This window comes from Escherichia sp. F1, from assembly GCF_046764225.1.
GTDB lineage: Bacteria > Pseudomonadota > Gammaproteobacteria > Enterobacterales > Enterobacteriaceae > Escherichia > Escherichia coli.
This window is the reverse complement of sequence record NZ_CP177202.1, coordinates 4,932,255-4,947,179: the sequence shown is the minus strand read 5'-3', so window position 1 is coordinate 4,947,179 and position 14,925 is coordinate 4,932,255. Positions and strand designations below refer to the sequence as shown.

At 52.5% G+C, this 14,925-nt stretch carries 15 protein-coding genes; all 15 read right to left on the bottom strand.

The window, feature by feature from the left end; genetic code table 11:
• Positions 1 to 6: 6 nt before the first annotated feature.
• The 15 genes from pstB to atpI all read right to left on the bottom strand — a co-directional run bounded on the left by pstB (position 7) and on the right by atpI (position 14,759).
• Positions 7 to 780, bottom strand: coding sequence for a phosphate ABC transporter ATP-binding protein PstB (pstB, locus tag ACK8NJ_RS23665; RefSeq protein WP_000063125.1), 774 nt, complete (start codon positions 778 to 780; stop codon positions 7 to 9).
• 90 nt (positions 781 to 870) lie between these two features.
• Positions 871 to 1,761 carry a phosphate ABC transporter permease PstA gene (gene pstA / locus ACK8NJ_RS23660; RefSeq protein WP_001251991.1) on the bottom strand — a complete coding sequence of 297 codons (891 nt, stop codon included), beginning with the start codon at positions 1,759 to 1,761 and terminating at the stop codon, positions 871 to 873.
• Positions 1,761 to 2,720 carry a phosphate ABC transporter permease PstC gene (gene pstC, locus ACK8NJ_RS23655; protein ID WP_000741620.1) on the bottom strand — a complete coding sequence of 320 codons (960 nt, stop codon included), beginning with the start codon at positions 2,718 to 2,720 and terminating at the stop codon, positions 1,761 to 1,763. Before pstC ends, pstA begins: the two co-directional genes overlap by 1 nt.
• Before the next feature lie 86 nt (positions 2,721 to 2,806).
• A complete protein-coding gene (gene pstS, locus ACK8NJ_RS23650; RefSeq protein WP_000867167.1) occupies positions 2,807 to 3,847 on the bottom strand; it encodes a phosphate ABC transporter substrate-binding protein PstS in 1,041 nt (346 codons plus the stop codon).
• Positions 3,848 to 4,160: 313 nt separating this feature from the next.
• Positions 4,161 to 5,990: a glutamine--fructose-6-phosphate transaminase (isomerizing) gene (glmS, locus tag ACK8NJ_RS23645; protein WP_000334086.1), complete on the bottom strand. Its 1,830-nt coding sequence runs from the start codon at positions 5,988 to 5,990 to the stop codon at positions 4,161 to 4,163.
• A gap of 161 nt (positions 5,991 to 6,151) precedes the next feature.
• Positions 6,152 to 7,522 carry a bifunctional UDP-N-acetylglucosamine diphosphorylase/glucosamine-1-phosphate N-acetyltransferase GlmU gene (gene glmU / locus ACK8NJ_RS23640; RefSeq protein WP_000933736.1) on the bottom strand — a complete coding sequence of 457 codons (1,371 nt, stop codon included), beginning with the start codon at positions 7,520 to 7,522 and terminating at the stop codon, positions 6,152 to 6,154.
• A gap of 349 nt (positions 7,523 to 7,871) precedes the next feature.
• Positions 7,872 to 8,291: a F0F1 ATP synthase subunit epsilon gene (locus tag ACK8NJ_RS23635; RefSeq protein WP_001251965.1), complete on the bottom strand. Its 420-nt coding sequence runs from the start codon at positions 8,289 to 8,291 to the stop codon at positions 7,872 to 7,874.
• Positions 8,292 to 8,311: 20 nt separating this feature from the next.
• A complete protein-coding gene (gene atpD / locus ACK8NJ_RS23630) occupies positions 8,312 to 9,694 on the bottom strand; it encodes a F0F1 ATP synthase subunit beta (RefSeq protein ID WP_000190506.1) in 1,383 nt (460 codons plus the stop codon).
• A 26-nt stretch (positions 9,695 to 9,720) separates the two neighbouring features.
• Entirely contained in the window at positions 9,721 to 10,584 is an 864-nt protein-coding gene (gene atpG / locus ACK8NJ_RS23625; RefSeq protein ID WP_000896498.1) for a F0F1 ATP synthase subunit gamma, read from the bottom strand.
• A gap of 50 nt (positions 10,585 to 10,634) precedes the next feature.
• On the bottom strand, positions 10,635 to 12,176 hold the full coding sequence (atpA, locus tag ACK8NJ_RS23620) for a F0F1 ATP synthase subunit alpha (protein WP_001176745.1): 1,542 nt from the start codon (positions 12,174 to 12,176) through the stop codon (positions 10,635 to 10,637).
• Between the two features lie 12 nt (positions 12,177 to 12,188).
• A complete protein-coding gene (gene atpH, locus ACK8NJ_RS23615) occupies positions 12,189 to 12,722 on the bottom strand; it encodes a F0F1 ATP synthase subunit delta (protein ID WP_001288587.1) in 534 nt (177 codons plus the stop codon).
• A 14-nt stretch (positions 12,723 to 12,736) separates the two neighbouring features.
• Positions 12,737 to 13,207, bottom strand: coding sequence for a F0F1 ATP synthase subunit B (gene atpF / locus ACK8NJ_RS23610; RefSeq protein ID WP_001052219.1), 471 nt, complete (start codon positions 13,205 to 13,207; stop codon positions 12,737 to 12,739).
• Between the two features lie 61 nt (positions 13,208 to 13,268).
• Complete coding sequence (gene atpE, locus ACK8NJ_RS23605; RefSeq protein WP_000429386.1) at positions 13,269 to 13,508, bottom strand: F0F1 ATP synthase subunit C; 240 nt, start codon at positions 13,506 to 13,508, stop codon at positions 13,269 to 13,271.
• 46 nt (positions 13,509 to 13,554) lie between these two features.
• Positions 13,555 to 14,370 (bottom strand): F0F1 ATP synthase subunit A, encoded by an 816-nt coding sequence (atpB, locus tag ACK8NJ_RS23600; protein ID WP_000135618.1) that lies wholly within the window; start codon positions 14,368 to 14,370, stop codon positions 13,555 to 13,557.
• A gap of 8 nt (positions 14,371 to 14,378) precedes the next feature.
• Positions 14,379 to 14,759 carry a F0F1 ATP synthase subunit I gene (atpI, locus tag ACK8NJ_RS23595; protein ID WP_000116695.1) on the bottom strand — a complete coding sequence of 127 codons (381 nt, stop codon included), beginning with the start codon at positions 14,757 to 14,759 and terminating at the stop codon, positions 14,379 to 14,381.
• Positions 14,760 to 14,925 lie beyond the last annotated feature (166 nt).

The following is a 14,925-nucleotide window of genomic DNA, read 5'->3' as shown; positions in this document are numbered from 1 at the left end:
CCTGAATCAACCGTAACGACCGGTGATGTAGTCTTCTGTTTGTTTCTTCGCTGGCTTGGTGAACAGATCGTCCGTGTTGCTGAACTCAATCAATTCGCCCAGGTACATAAACGCCGTGTGGTCGGAACAACGCGCAGCCTGCTGCATGTTGTGGGTGACGATCACCACGGTGTAATCCTGCTTCAGTTCGGTGATCAGCTCTTCAATACGCCCGGTAGAGATAGGGTCGAGCGCCGAACATGGTTCGTCGAGCAGTAGCACTTCCGGGCGAATGGCGATACCACGCGCAATACACAGACGCTGTTGCTGACCACCAGAGAGAGAGTAACCGCTCTGGTGCAATTTATCTTTGGTTTCGTTCCACAATGCGGCTTTGGTCAATGCCCACTGCACGCGCTCGTCCATGTCGGCACGGGAGAGCTTCTCAAACAGACGCACACCAAAGGCGATGTTGTCATAGATGGACATCGGGAACGGCGTCGGTTTCTGGAACACCATGCCCACTTTCGCACGCAGCAGGGCGATATCCTGAGAGTTGGTCAGGATGTTGTCGCCATCGAGCAGAATTTCACCTTCCGCACGCTGTTCCGGGTACAGTTCAAACATTTTATTGAAGGTACGCAGCAGCGTCGATTTACCGCAGCCGGACGGCCCGATAAACGCCGTAACCTGGTTTTTGGCGATATCCAGGTTGATGTTTTTCAGGGCATGGAATTTGCCGTAGTAGAAGTTCAAATTACGAACCTGAATTTTACTCGGGGCAGTTTCAACCATACTCATTGCAATCTTTTCCTCATCGTGCCTGATGCTCTTCGCTAATCAGGCTTACCGTAGGCCGGATCAGGCGTTTACGCCGCATCCAGCAAAGTGTTAACCGTGTTTATTCTTCGCAAAAACAACGCGCGCCAGAATGTTCAGCAGCAGGACGCACAGGGTAATGATCAACACCCCGGCCCAGGCCAGTTGTTGCCATTCCGCAAACGGGCTCATCGCAAACTTAAAGATCGTCACCGGCAGGTTGGCGATCGGCTGCATCATGTCCGTGCTCCAGAACTGGTTGGAGAGCGCGGTAAACAGCAGCGGCGCGGTTTCACCGGCAATACGGGCAATCGCCAGCAGAATACCGGTCATGATCCCGGACACCGACGCTTTCAGCGTGATCGCGGAGATCATCTTCCACTTCGGCGTACCCAGCGCATAAGCCGCTTCACGCAGGCTGTCTGGCACCAGTTTCAGCATGTTCTCGGTGGTGCGGATAACAATCGGCACCTGCAACAGCGCCAGCGCAATCACGCCCGCCCAGCCGGAGAAGTGCTCCATCTGCGCCACCACGATGGTGTAAACAAACAGACCAACCACAATCGACGGTGCGGAGAGCAGAATGTCGTTAATGAAGCGAATCACTTCTGCCAGCCAGGATTTACGACCATATTCCGCCAGATAAATCCCCGCCATAATGCCCAGCGGCGTACCGAATACCGTGGCCCACAAAATTAACAGGCCGCTACCCGCCAGGGCGTTCGCCAGACCACCGCCTTCCGTATTTGGCGGCGGCGTCATTTCGGTGAACAGCGCCAGCGACATACCATCGATACCGCGAGTGATGGTGGACATTAAAATCCAGATCAGCCAGAACAGGCCGAAGGCCATCGTCGCCATTGAGAGCGTCAGTGCAATACGGTTTTTGAGGCGACGACGCGCCTGCATTTTGCGGCGGGATTCTGCCAGCGCCGCAGTGGTTTGCATTTCAACCATAGCCATTAGCGTGCCCCCTCATTCTTAGCCAGGCGCATAATCATAAACTTCGATGCGGCGAGGACGATGAAGGTAATCACAAACAGGATCAGGCCCAGTTCCATCAGTGCGGCAACGTGCAGACCGGATTCCGCTTCCGCAAATTCGTTGGCCAGCGCAGAGGTGATACTGTTGCCCGGCATGTACAGCGAGGCGCTGTCGAGCTGGTAGGTGTTACCGATGATAAAGGTCACCGCCATGGTTTCACCGAGCGCGCGCCCCAGACCCAGCATAATGCCGCCGATAACACCATTTTTGGTGAACGGAAGAACGATACGCCAGATAACTTCCCAGGTGGTGCAACCGATACCGTAGGCCGACTCTTTCATCATTACCGGGGTTTGCTCGAACACATCGCGCATTACCGCCGCAATGTACGGAATAATCATGATGGCGAGGATCACGCCTGCCGCGAGGATACCGATACCAAAGGCCGGGCCGGAGAACAGCGCGCCAACAATCGGGATATTCGACATGATATTGCCAACCGGCTCCTGGAAGTAAACGGCGAACAGCGGCGCAAAGATAAACAGGCCCCACATGCCGTAAACGATACTTGGAATGGCTGCCAGCAGCTCAATGGCGATACCCAGCGGGCGCTTCAGCCAGCCAGGCGCAAGCTCGGTCAGGAACAGGGCGATACCGAAACTCACCGGGACGGCGATCAGCAGCGCGATAAACGAGGTCACCAGCGTACCGTAGATCGGCACGAGCGCCCCGTAGATATCGTTCGGCGCATCCCACTCTTTGGTCCACAGGAAAGCCAGACCAAATTTCTGAATGCTCGGCCAGGAGGAGATGATCAGAGAGACAATAATGCCACCCAACATCAATAGCACAATCAGCGCCGCCAGTTTTACCAGCACGCTGAAAATTATGTCGCCCTTTTTACCCGGTGGGTTAAAAGCAGGCTTGGTTGCAGCCATAAGTTACTCTTCAGTTAAACGCGTTTACAAAGTCATTTTGTAATGCCGGATGCGGCGTAAAACACCGTACCCGGCCTGGAGTTTTATTAGTACAGCGGCTTACCGCTACTGTCTTTAATATTGGTCTTCCACGCAGCACGAACCTGTTCAACTACGCTATCCGGCAGGCTGGCGTAATCCAGGTCGTTCGCCTGTTTAGCCCCGGTTTTGTATGCCCAGTCGAAGAACTTCAGCACTTCGGTGCCTTGTTCTGGTTTCTTCTGATCTTTGTGGATCAGAATGAACGTGGTTGAGGTAATAGGCCATGCATCTTCGCCTTTCTGGTTAGTCAGATCCTGAGCGAATGTTTTGCTCCAGTCTGCGCCTTTTGCTGCATTAGCGAAGTTTTCTTCGGTCGGACTAACCGGTTTACCATCAGCGGAGATCAGTTTGGTATACGCCAGGTTGTTCTGCTTCGCGTAAGCATATTCAACGTAACCAATTGCACCCGGCAGACGCTGAACGAACGCGGCGATACCGTCGTTACCTTTACCGCCCAGACCAATCGGCCATTTTACGGTAGAGCCCGTACCAACGTTGTTTTTCCACTCTTCGTTCACTTTCGCCAGGTAGCTGGTGAAGACGAAGGACGTCCCGGAGCCATCTGCGCGGCGTACTACAGCAATGTTCTGTGACGGCAGTTTTAAGCCTGGATTCAGTTTGGTGATGGCTTCATCATCCCACTTCTTGATTTTGCCGAGGTAGATGTCACCAAGGGTTTTACCATCCAGCACCAGCTCGCCTGATTTCAGACCCGGCAGGTTAACCGCCAGTACCACGCCGCCAATCACGGTCGGGAACTGGAACAGGCCTTCCTGAGCCAGTTTTTCGTCAGACAGCGGCGCGTCAGAGGCACCAAAATCAACGGTATTAGCGATAATCTGTTTTACGCCACCGGAAGAACCGATACCCTGGTAGTTAACTTTATTACCGGTTTCTTTCTGGTAAGTGTCAGCCCATTTGGCATACACCGGCGCAGGGAAGGTTGCACCTGCACCTGTCAGGCTTGCTTCTGCAAACACAGAGAAAGCACTCATCGATAAGGTCGCGGCGACAACAGTTGCGACGGTGGTACGCATAACTTTCATAATGTCTCCTGGGAGGATTCATAAAGCATTGTTTGTTGGCTACGAGAAGCAAAATAGGACAAACAGGTGACAGTTATATGTAAGGTTTATGACAGTTTTATGACAGAGAGATAATGTCTTCAGTCTGATTTAAATAAGCGTTGATATTCAGTTAATTACAAATATTAATAACGAAGAGATGACAGAAAAATTTTCATTCTGTGACAGAGAAAAAGTAGCCGAAGATGACGGATTGTCACATGGAGTTGGCAGGATTTTTGATTAAAAACATAACAGGAAGAAAAATGCCCCGCTTACGCAGGGCATCCATTTATTACTCAACCGTAACCGATTTCGCCAGGTTACGCGGCTGGTCAACGTCGGTGCCTTTGATCAGCGCAACGTGGTAAGCCAGTAGTTGCAGCGGAACAGTGTAGAAGATCGGTGCAATCACCTCTTCCACATGCGGCATCTCGATGATGTGCATGTTATCGCTACTTACAAAACCCGCATCCTGATCGGCGAAGACATACAACTGACCGCCACGCGCGCGAACTTCTTCAATGTTGGATTTCAGTTTTTCCAGCAATTCGTTGTTCGGTGCAACGACGATAACCGGCATATCGGCATCAATCAGCGCCAGCGGACCGTGTTTCAGTTCGCCTGCAGCGTAGGCTTCAGCGTGAATGTAAGAGATCTCTTTCAGCTTCAATGCGCCTTCCAGCGCGATTGGGTACTGATCGCCACGGCCCAGGAACAGTGCGTGATGTTTGTCAGAGAAATCTTCTGCCAGCGCTTCAATGCGTTTGTCCTGAGACAGCATCTGCTCAATACGGCTCGGCAGCGCCTGCAGACCATGCACGATGTCATGTTCAATGGAGGCATCCAGACCTTTCAGACGAGACAGCTTCGCCACCAGCATCAACAGCACAGTTAACTGAGTGGTGAATGCTTTAGTGGACGCCACGCCAATTTCCGTACCGGCATTGGTCATCAGCGCCAGATCGGATTCGCGCACCAGAGAAGAACCCGGAACGTTACAGATTGCCAGTGAACCAAGGTAACCCAGCTCTTTTGACAGACGCAGGCCAGCCAGGGTATCCGCGGTTTCGCCAGACTGTGACAAGGTGATCATCAGGCTGTTACGGCGCACGGCAGATTTGCGATAGCGGAATTCAGAGGCGATTTCGACGTCGCACGGAATACCTGCCAGCGATTCAAACCAGTAGCGGGAAACCATACCGGAGTTATAAGAAGTACCACAGGCGAGGATCTGAATATGCTCAACCTTCGACAGCAGTTCGTCGGCGTTCGGTCCCAGCTCGCTTAAATCAACCTGACCGTGGCTGATGCGCCCGGTAAGGGTGTTTTTGATCGCGTTCGGTTGTTCGTAGATCTCTTTCTGCATGTAGTGTCGGTAAATACCTTTATCGCCCGCGTCATATTGCAGATTGGATTCGATATCCTGACGTTTTACTTCCGCGCCAGTTTTATCGAAGATGTTTACCGAACGGCGAGTGATTTCCGCAATATCGCCCTCTTCAAGGAAGATAAAGCGACGGGTCACTGGCAACAGCGCCAGCTGGTCAGAAGCGATAAAGTTTTCGCCCATGCCCAGACCAATCACCAGCGGGCTACCAGAACGTGCCGCCAGCAGGGTATCCGGGTGACGGGAGTCCATGATCACTGTACCGTACGCACCACGCAGTTGCGGGATAGCACGCAGAACAGCCTCACGCAGAGTACCGCCTTGTTTCAGCTCCCAGTTCACCAGATGGGCAATCACTTCGGTGTCGGTTTCAGAAACGAAGGTATAGCCACGCGCTTTTAACTCTTCACGCAGCGGTTCATGGTTTTCGATGATGCCGTTATGCACCACCACAATGTGTTCAGAAACATGCGGATGCGCGTTAGCTTCTGAAGGTTCACCGTGGGTCGCCCAGCGAGTATGAGCAATACCGGTGCCGCCATGCAGAGGATGTTCTTCCGCTGCCTGAGCCAGCATCTGGACTTTACCGAGGCGACGCAGGCGGGTCATATGACCTTCTGCATCAACAACGGCCAGACCGGCAGAGTCATATCCGCGGTATTCAAGACGACGTAAACCTTCAAGAAGGATTTCTGCTACATCACGTTGCGCGATCGCGCCAACAATTCCACACATAGTTTTTGATTCCGATTTATATCGTTGTCGGTCAACCTGTATGCCCGTTTTTTCGGGCGCCCCGAGCCTTGTAGAGAGTGGGGTTATTTTTATAGTTACTGCTTGTGGGCGGGAGATTATGTTATCTCCTCATCCCATATGACCGGATTACCCGGCCAGAATTACTTTTTCTTTACCGGACGACGCCAGCCTTCTTTTTGAGTCTGCGGCACACGGCTGATCGCCAGGGCGTTTTCGCCGACATTACGCGTCACAGTTGTACCCGCAGCAATGGTCGCGCCTTTGCCTACTGTTACCGGGGCCACCAGTTGAGTGTCGGAACCGACAAACACATCGTCGCCGATAATGGTCTTAAATTTATTCGCACCGTCGTAGTTGCAGGTAATGGTTCCCGCGCCGATGTTAACGTTATCGCCAATTTCCGCATCGCCCAGGTAAGTCAGATGCCCGGCTTTCGAGCCTTTACCCAGACGCGCTTTTTTCATCTCAACGAAGTTACCGACGTGTGCACCTTCCAGCAACTCAGCACCAGGACGCAGACGGGCAAACGGGCCAATAGTACAGGCCGCTGCCAGATTCGCGTCTTCCACAACGGTATACGGACTGATTTCGCAATCATCGCCAATCACGCTGTTTTTAATCACACAACCGGTGCCGATTTTCACGCGATGACCGAGAGTCACGTTGCCCTCGATGATAACGTTAGTATCAATTTCAACATCGCGCCCGTGAGTAAGCGTACCGCGCAGATCAAAACGCGCCGGATCGCGCAGCATAACGCCTGCTAACAGCAGTTTTTCAGCCTGTTCGGACTGGTAAACGCGCTCCAGTCGGGAGAGTTGCAGGCGGTTATTCACGCCTTCTACTTCGCTTAAACGTTGCGGATGAACGGCGACGATTTCACGCCCTTCCTGATACGCCAGCGCAATAATGTCGGTGATGTAGTATTCACCCTGCGCGTTATTGTTGGTCAGCTTCGCCAGCCAGCGTTTCATATCTGCGCCGTTGGCAATCAGAATGCCGGTGTTGATCTCCTGAATCTGACGCTGCTCGTCGGTGGCGTCTTTGTGCTCAACAATGCCGGTAACTTTGCCGTTTTCACGGGTGATACGTCCATAACCGGTCGGATCATCCAGTTTTACCGTCAGCAGACCAATGCCACCCTGCGGTTTAGCATCACGCAGGCGCTGGAGTGTTTCGACAGAGATCAGCGGCACGTCGCCGTAGAGCATTAAAATGTCTTCATCATCGGCAAAGAAAGGTGCGGCCTGCTGCATCGCATGACCTGTACCCAGCTGTTCTGCCTGAAGCACCCAGTTCAGGTTGTCATCTTTCAGCGCCTGTTTAAGCAGATCGCCGCCGTGACCGTACACCAGGTGAACGTGCGCCGCGCCTAATTCATTCGCAGCATCAATGACATGCTGAACCATCGCTTTCCCGGCAAGGGTATGCAGCACTTTCGGAAGATCGGAATACATGCGCGTGCCTTTGCCTGCGGCAAGGATCACTACGCTCATAGCATTATTCAACATACGCGTCCTGACTGTAATTTGAGAACGAATTTAAACCGCTTCACCTTGAAAAAACTACATTTTTTTCATCGTGAAATGGACAGAGGATAAATTGTTCAATAACGGATTATCCCCGCTGACGAAAGCGCCATTTTCGACCATCGTCACGCCTTTTGTCTGCAGAAAATTAAGGCAATACCTTCATTTAAGCGTCAGGTGGATGTTTTTGCTCTTATTTCGATCAATGAATAAACGGGAAAACAGGGTGTTTTATATCAGCAGGATCTATGTGAACGCTATTCAGGACGGGGCAACGCGTAAAAAAAGCCAGCCTGTTTCCAGACTGGCTTTTGTGCTTTTCAAGCCGGTGTTACATCGCTTTTTTGGTCAACTCGATAACGCGCAGCTGCGCGATCGCTTTGGCCAGTTCCGCAGACGCCTGAGCGTAATCTACGTCGCCGTGAGAGCTGCTAATGTGCTCTTCAGCCTTACGTTTCGCTTCCATGGCTCGCGCTTCGTCGAGATCCTGGCCGCGAATTGCGGTGTCGGCCAGAACGGTCACGTTGCCAGGCTGCACTTCAAGAATGCCGCCAGACAGATAGATAAACTCTTCGTGACCGTGCTGTTTCACGATGCGAATCATACCAGGCTTAATGGCGGTGAGCAGCGGTGCGTGGCCAGGGTAGATCCCCAGTTCACCTTCGCTACCCGTTACCTGGATTTTCTCGACCAGACCAGAGAACATTTGTTGCTCTGCGCTGACGACGTCCAGGTGGTAAGTCATTGCCATATCACCCTCCGATTAAGGCGTTAAAGTTTTTTGGCTTTTTCCACAGCTTCTTCGATGGAACCGACCATGTAGAACGCCTGCTCCGGCAGGTGATCGTATTCGCCTTCCATGATGCCTTTAAAGCCACGGATGGTGTCTTTCAGGGAGACGTATTTACCCGGAGAACCGGTGAATACTTCTGCCACGAAGAACGGCTGGGACAGGAAGCGCTGGATCTTACGAGCACGCGCTACCACCAGTTTGTCTTCTTCAGACAGTTCATCCATACCCAGGATGGCGATGATGTCTTTCAGTTCCTGATAACGTTGCAGGATGGACTGAACGCCACGCGCGGTGTCGTAGTGTTCCTGACCAACCACCAGCGGGTCCAGCTGACGGCTGGTGGAGTCCAGCGGGTCAACGGCCGGGTAGATACCCAGAGACGCGATCTGACGGCTCAGTACCACGGTTGCGTCAAGGTGCGCAAAAGTGGTTGCCGGAGACGGGTCAGTCAAGTCATCCGCAGGTACGTATACCGCCTGTACGGAGGTGATAGAACCAGTTTTGGTGGAGGTGATACGTTCCTGCAGAACGCCCATCTCTTCCGCCAGGGTCGGCTGATAACCTACCGCTGAAGGCATACGGCCCAGCAGTGCGGATACTTCCGTACCGGCCAGGGTGTAACGATAGATGTTGTCAACGAACAGCAGAACGTCACGACCTTCGTCACGGAATTTCTCAGCCATGGTCAGACCGGTCAGAGCAACGCGCAGACGGTTTCCCGGCGGCTCGTTCATCTGGCCATACACCAGGGATACTTTGTCGATAACGTTGGAGTCGGTCATTTCGTGGTAGAAGTCGTTACCCTCACGAGTACGTTCACCTACGCCCGCAAACACAGAGTAACCGGAGTGCTCGATCGCGATGTTACGAATGAGCTCCATCATGTTTACGGTTTTACCTACACCCGCACCACCGAACAGACCAACTTTACCGCCCTTAGCGAACGGACACATCAGGTCGATAACTTTGATACCGGTTTCCAGCAGTTCCTGAGAGTTTGACAGCTCTTCGTAGGAAGGTGCTGCGCGGTGAATTGCCCAACGCTCTTCTTCACCGATCTCGCCTTTCATGTCGACCGGTTCACCCAGTACGTTCATGATACGGCCCAGAGTCGCTTTACCTACCGGGACTTCGATCGGGTGTTCGAGGTCTTTTACATCCAGACCGCGACGCAGACCGTCGGAGGAACCCATTGCGATGGTACGCACGATACCGCCGCCGAGCTGCTGCTGAACTTCCAGCACCAGACGCTCATTACCATTTTGCACCTCAAGAGCATCGTACACGCGCGGTACGGCATCCTGAGGGAATTCGACGTCAACTACGGCGCCGATTACCTGGACAATCTTTCCAGTAGCCATCTTAAATCCTCTACGAAATAACCTGTTTAAACCGCGGCGGCCCCCGAGACGATCTCGGTGAGTTCCTGAGTAATGCTGGCCTGACGAGCTTTGTTGTATACCAACTGCAGCTCTTTAATCAGGCTGCCGCCATTGTCGGTCGCGGCTTTCATCGCCACCATACGGGCGGCCTGCTCGCTGGCCAGGTTTTCAACCACGCCCTGATAAACCTGAGATTCGACATAACGACGCAGCAGGGTATCCAGCAACGCCTTCGGATCGGGTTCGTACAGGTAATCCCAGGATTTATGTTTCAGATCATCATCATCTGATGCCGGTAACGGCAGCAGCTGGCTGATGGTCGGAACCTGAGACATGGTGTTAATAAATTTGTTGCTGACAATGTAAAGCTTGTCCAGACGGCCTTCGTCGTAGGCCTGCAACATCACTTTTACCGGACCGATCAGTTCGGACAGGGAAGGGTTATCCCCCATGCCGGTGACCTGGGCAACAACATTGCCGCCCACGGAGTTGAAGAACGACACGCCTTTCGAGCCGATCATTGCGAGGTCGCATTGAACGCCTTTGTCGGTCCAGGTCTTCATTTCCGCCAGCAGTTTTTTGAACAGGTTAATGTTCAAACCACCACACAAACCACGGTCGGTCGACACCACCAGGTAGCCCACGCGTTTAACGTCGCGGTCTTCCAGGTAAGGGTGCTTATATTCCAGATTACCGTGTGCAAGGTGACCAATCACTTTGCGCATGGTTTCTGCATAAGGACGGCTGGCCGCCATGCGATCCTGCGATTTACGCATTTTGGAAGCGGCGACCATCTCCATCGCTTTAGTGATCTTTTGCGTGTTCTGGACGCTTGCGATCTTACTACGTATCTCTTTTGCGCCGGCCATGAGCTTCTCCTCAATGCCTTGCGGCCTGCCCTAAGGCAAGCCGCCAGACGTTACCAGGATTGGGTTGCTTTGAAGGAATCGAGGATGCCTTTCAGCTTGCCTTCGATTTCGTCGTTGTAGCCACCGGTCTGGTTGATCTCTTGCATCAACGGAGCGTGATCACGGTCGACGTAAGCCAGCAGAGCGGCTTCGAAGCTGCCGATTTTCGACAGTTCAACATCCGCCAGGTAACCACGTTCTGCTGCGAACAGAACCAGAGACTGTTGCGCTACGGACATCGGCGCATACTGTTTCTGTTTCAGCAGTTCGGTCACTTTCTGACCGTGGTCAAGCTGTTTACGTGTTGCATCGTCAAGGTCGGATGCAAACTGAGAGAACGCTGCCAGTTCACGATACTGTGCCAGAGCGGTACGGATACCACCGGACAGTTTTTTCATGATCTTAGTCTGTGCTGCACCACCAACACGGGATACGGAAATACCCGGGTTTACCGCAGGACGAATACCGGCGTTGAACAGGTTGGTTTCCAGGAAGATCTGACCATCGGTAATGGAGATTACGTTGGTCGGAACGAACGCAGAAACGTCACCCGCCTGAGTTTCGATAATCGGCAGCGCAGTCAGAGAACCGGTTTTCCCTTTCACTTCACCTTTGGTGAAGGCTTCAACGTATTCGGCGTTAACACGCGCAGCACGCTCCAGCAGACGAGAGTGGAGGTAGAATACGTCGCCCGGGAATGCTTCACGTCCTGGCGGACGACGGAGCAGCAGGGAGATCTGACGGTAAGCAACAGCCTGTTTAGACAGGTCATCGTAAATGATCAGCGCATCTTCACCGCGGTCACGGAAGTATTCGCCCATTGCGCAACCAGCGTACGGTGCCAGGTATTGCAGTGCAGCGGATTCAGACGCGGTTGCTACCACAACGATGGTGTTAGCCAGTGCGCCGTGCTCTTCCAGTTTACGTACCACGTTAGAAATGGTGGACGCTTTCTGGCCGATAGCGACATAGATACATTTGATACCGGAATCGCGCTGGTTGATGATGGCATCGATAGCCAGTGCGGTTTTACCGGTCTGACGGTCACCGATGATCAATTCACGCTGACCACGACCGATTGGGATCATGGAGTCAACGGCTTTATAACCGGTCTGTACCGGCTGATCTACGGACTGACGTTCGATAACGCCCGGAGCGATTGCTTCTACAGCAGAGAAGCCGTCGTGATCCAGCGGACCTTTACCATCGATTGGTGCACCCAGAGTGTTAACCACACGGCCCAGCAGGCCACGGCCAACCGGAACTTCCAGGATACGGCCAGTACACTTAACTTTCATGCCTTCGGCAAGGTCAGCGTACGGACCCATAACAACCGCACCTACAGAGTCGCGCTCGAGGTTCAGTGCGATAGCGTAACGGTTACCCGGCAGGGAGATCATTTCACCCTGCATACAATCGGCCAGGCCGTGAATGCGGATAACACCGTCACTTACAGAAACAATAGTACCTTCGTTGTGAGCTTCACTCACAACATTGAACTGAGCAATGCGCTGCTTGATCAGTTCGCTGATTTCGGTGGAATTCAGTTGCATGCTCCAGTCCCCTTAAGACTGCAAGACGTCTGCAAGGCGCTCAAGACGACCGCGTACGCTGCCATCAATGACCATATCACCCGCTCGGATGATAACGCCTGCCATTACAGACTTATCGATTTTGCAATTCAGCTTAACTTTGCGTGACAGACGTTTTTCCATCGCAGCAGAAATTTTCGCGAGCTGTTGTTCACTCAGTGCGGCAGCGGAAATGACGTCTACCTCAGCGGTAGCCTCACTCACGGCACGCAGGTGAATAAACTGCTCCAGAACATCCGGGAGCGCGTTAAGACGACCATTTTCAGCCATTACCCGAATCAGGTTCTGACCGTTTTCGTCCAGTTGCTCACCACAAACTGCGATAAACGACTCGGCGAGCGTTTCTGGCGCAAGCGCGCCAGAGAGAAGCTCTGCCATTTGTTCGTTTTTGGTTACCTCGGCGGCAAACGCCAGCATGTCCTGCCAGCGTTCTACACTTTGGTGTTCGACGGCAAAGTCAAAAGCTGCTTTGGCGTAGGGGCGAGCTACCGTAATAAATTCAGACATCAGCCCCTCCCTCCTTACAGTTCAGCGACAAGTTTATCCACGATGTCGCTGTTAGCAGCTTCATCCACGGAACGTTCGATGATCTTCTCGGCGCCAGCAACAGCCAGGATAGCAACTTGCTTACGCAGCTCTTCACGGGCACGTTTACGCTCGGCTTCAATTTCCGCCTGCGCCTGGGCCACGATTTTAGTACGTTCCTGTTCTGCCTCAGCTTTCGCTTCGTCCAGAATCTGCGAGCGGCGTTTGTTAGCCTGCTCGATGATTACCTGGGCTTCCGCTTTCGCTTTTTTCAGCTGGTCGGTCGCGCTGGCCTTTGCAAGGTCAAGGTCCTTATGTGCTCGTTCTGCGGAAGCAAGACCGTCAGCAATTTCTTTTTGACGTTTTTCGATGGCTGCCATTAATGGCGGCCATACGTACTTCATGCAGAACAGAACGAACAGGACAAACGCGATGGCCTGGCCGAGGATTGTTGCGTTAAGATTCACAGCACAATGCCTCTATTTAGTTAACGTTCTGATATTGCTCTTTAAATAAAAGCAACGCTTACTACGCGACAGCGAACATCACGTACAGACCCAGACCTACAGCGATCATCGGGATAGCATCCACCAGACCCATAACGATAAAGAACTGAGTACGCAGCAGAGGAATCAGATCAGGTTGACGCGCTGCGCCTTCCAGGAATTTACCCCCGAGGATGCCGATACCGATCGCAGCACCGATTGCCGCCAGACCCATCATCACAGCGGCAGCCATGTACAGCAGATCCATATTCAGGTTTTCCATGACAGTCTCCAGTTTGTTTCAGTTAAAACGTAGTAGTGTTGGTAAATTAATGTTCTTCAGACGCCATCGACAGATAGACGATCGTCAGAACCATGAAGATGAAGGCTTGCAGCGTAATGATCAGGATGTGGAAAATGGCCCACGGCACATTCAGAATCCACTGTGACCACCACGGCAACAGACCAGCAATCAGAATGAAAATCAGCTCACCGGCATACATGTTACCGAACAGTCGCAAACCGAGTGAAACTGGTTTGGACAGCAGGCTTACCCCTTCAAGGATTAAGTTGACAGGAATGAACGCCCAGTGATTGAACGGCTGCAGCGTCAACTCTTTCGTGAAGCCGCCGATGCCTTTCATTTTGATGCTGTAGAACAGAATCAGGATAAATACACCCAGTGCCATAGACAGCGTTACGTTCACGTCCGCAGACGGAACCACACGCAGTGCAGGCAGACCCAGTACATGTTCAGCAATGTACGGCAGCAGGTCGATAGGCAGTAAATCCATCAGGTTCATCAGGAATACCCAGACGAAGATCGTCAGGGCCAGCGGAGCAATCAGCTTGCTTTTGCCATGGTACATGTCTTTCACGCTACCATTAACAAAGCCGATCACCAGCTCAATCGCGGTCTGAAACTTACCTGGCACACCGCTGGTCGCCTTTTTGGCTACGCTACGGAATAAAACCAGGAACAACAGACCCAGCACCACCGAGAAGAACATGGAGTCAATATTGATTGTCCAGAAGGTGGCTGGGGGGTTATGTGGATCCACCAGCGAGAATGTACGCAGGTCCAGCTGAAGGTTGTTCAGGTGGTGTCCTATGTAATCCTGCGGCGTCATATTTTCTGAAGCCATGATGCCTTTTACCCTTTGTTGTTAATTACAGCCGGTGCCAGTATCTGAACCACCAGCACCAAAACCCACGTAACGATCAGCGGCAAGAATACCGCCTTTAAAACCGCCAACGCCACCACAAGTAACACCAACATCGCCAGAACTTTGAAAGCTTCGCCAAATGCGAATGTCCAGGCCACACGGCCTTTCGCTGGTGTATGCGCCTGGTGACGCCAGGCAAATATCATAAACAAAACGTTAGGCAGAAAGACTGCCAGGCCCCCGCTTATTGCAGAGACGCCCCAGAAGGGGTCTTTGAGGCTGAACAGCAATCCACTTGCTATCACCACCAGTAACTGAACGAGCAGAAGCTTCCGAGCAACGTTTCGACTCACGAGCGACACAGACATCACGTTTTTCACTCCTGCTCCCTTCGAGGTATGCCGCGTGTCGTATAAAACTTTCTTTAAGGCTTAGAGTCAAGCATCAAAAAGCGGTCAAATTATACGGTGCGCCCCCGTGATTTCAAACAATAAGTAGCCAAAAGGTGAATAAATGTTTAAATATTTTTCCAGT

Bases quoted from the DNA above. Each gene is read 5' to 3' on its own strand.
- pstB (WP_000063125.1), bottom strand. From the start codon at position 780: ATGAGTATGGTTGAAACTGCCCCGAGTAAAATTCAGGTTCGTAATTTG.
- pstA (WP_001251991.1), bottom strand. From the start codon at position 1,761: ATGGCTATGGTTGAAATGCAAACCACTGCGGCGCTGGCAGAATCCCGC.
- pstC (WP_000741620.1), bottom strand. From the start codon at position 2,720: ATGGCTGCAACCAAGCCTGCTTTTAACCCACCGGGTAAAAAGGGCGAC.
- pstS (WP_000867167.1), bottom strand. From the start codon at position 3,847: ATGAAAGTTATGCGTACCACCGTCGCAACTGTTGTCGCCGCGACCTTA.
- glmS (WP_000334086.1), bottom strand. From the start codon at position 5,990: ATGTGTGGAATTGTTGGCGCGATCGCGCAACGTGATGTAGCAGAAATC.
- glmU (WP_000933736.1), bottom strand. From the start codon at position 7,522: ATGTTGAATAATGCTATGAGCGTAGTGATCCTTGCCGCAGGCAAAGGC.
- ACK8NJ_RS23635 (WP_001251965.1), bottom strand. From the start codon at position 8,291: ATGGCAATGACTTACCACCTGGACGTCGTCAGCGCAGAGCAACAAATG.
- atpD (WP_000190506.1), bottom strand. From the start codon at position 9,694: ATGGCTACTGGAAAGATTGTCCAGGTAATCGGCGCCGTAGTTGACGTC.
- atpG (WP_000896498.1), bottom strand. From the start codon at position 10,584: ATGGCCGGCGCAAAAGAGATACGTAGTAAGATCGCAAGCGTCCAGAAC.
- atpA (WP_001176745.1), bottom strand. From the start codon at position 12,176: ATGCAACTGAATTCCACCGAAATCAGCGAACTGATCAAGCAGCGCATT.
- atpH (WP_001288587.1), bottom strand. From the start codon at position 12,722: ATGTCTGAATTTATTACGGTAGCTCGCCCCTACGCCAAAGCAGCTTTT.
- atpE (WP_000429386.1), bottom strand. From the start codon at position 13,508: ATGGAAAACCTGAATATGGATCTGCTGTACATGGCTGCCGCTGTGATG.
- atpB (WP_000135618.1), bottom strand. From the start codon at position 14,370: ATGGCTTCAGAAAATATGACGCCGCAGGATTACATAGGACACCACCTG.
- atpI (WP_000116695.1), bottom strand. From the start codon at position 14,759: ATGTCTGTGTCGCTCGTGAGTCGAAACGTTGCTCGGAAGCTTCTGCTC.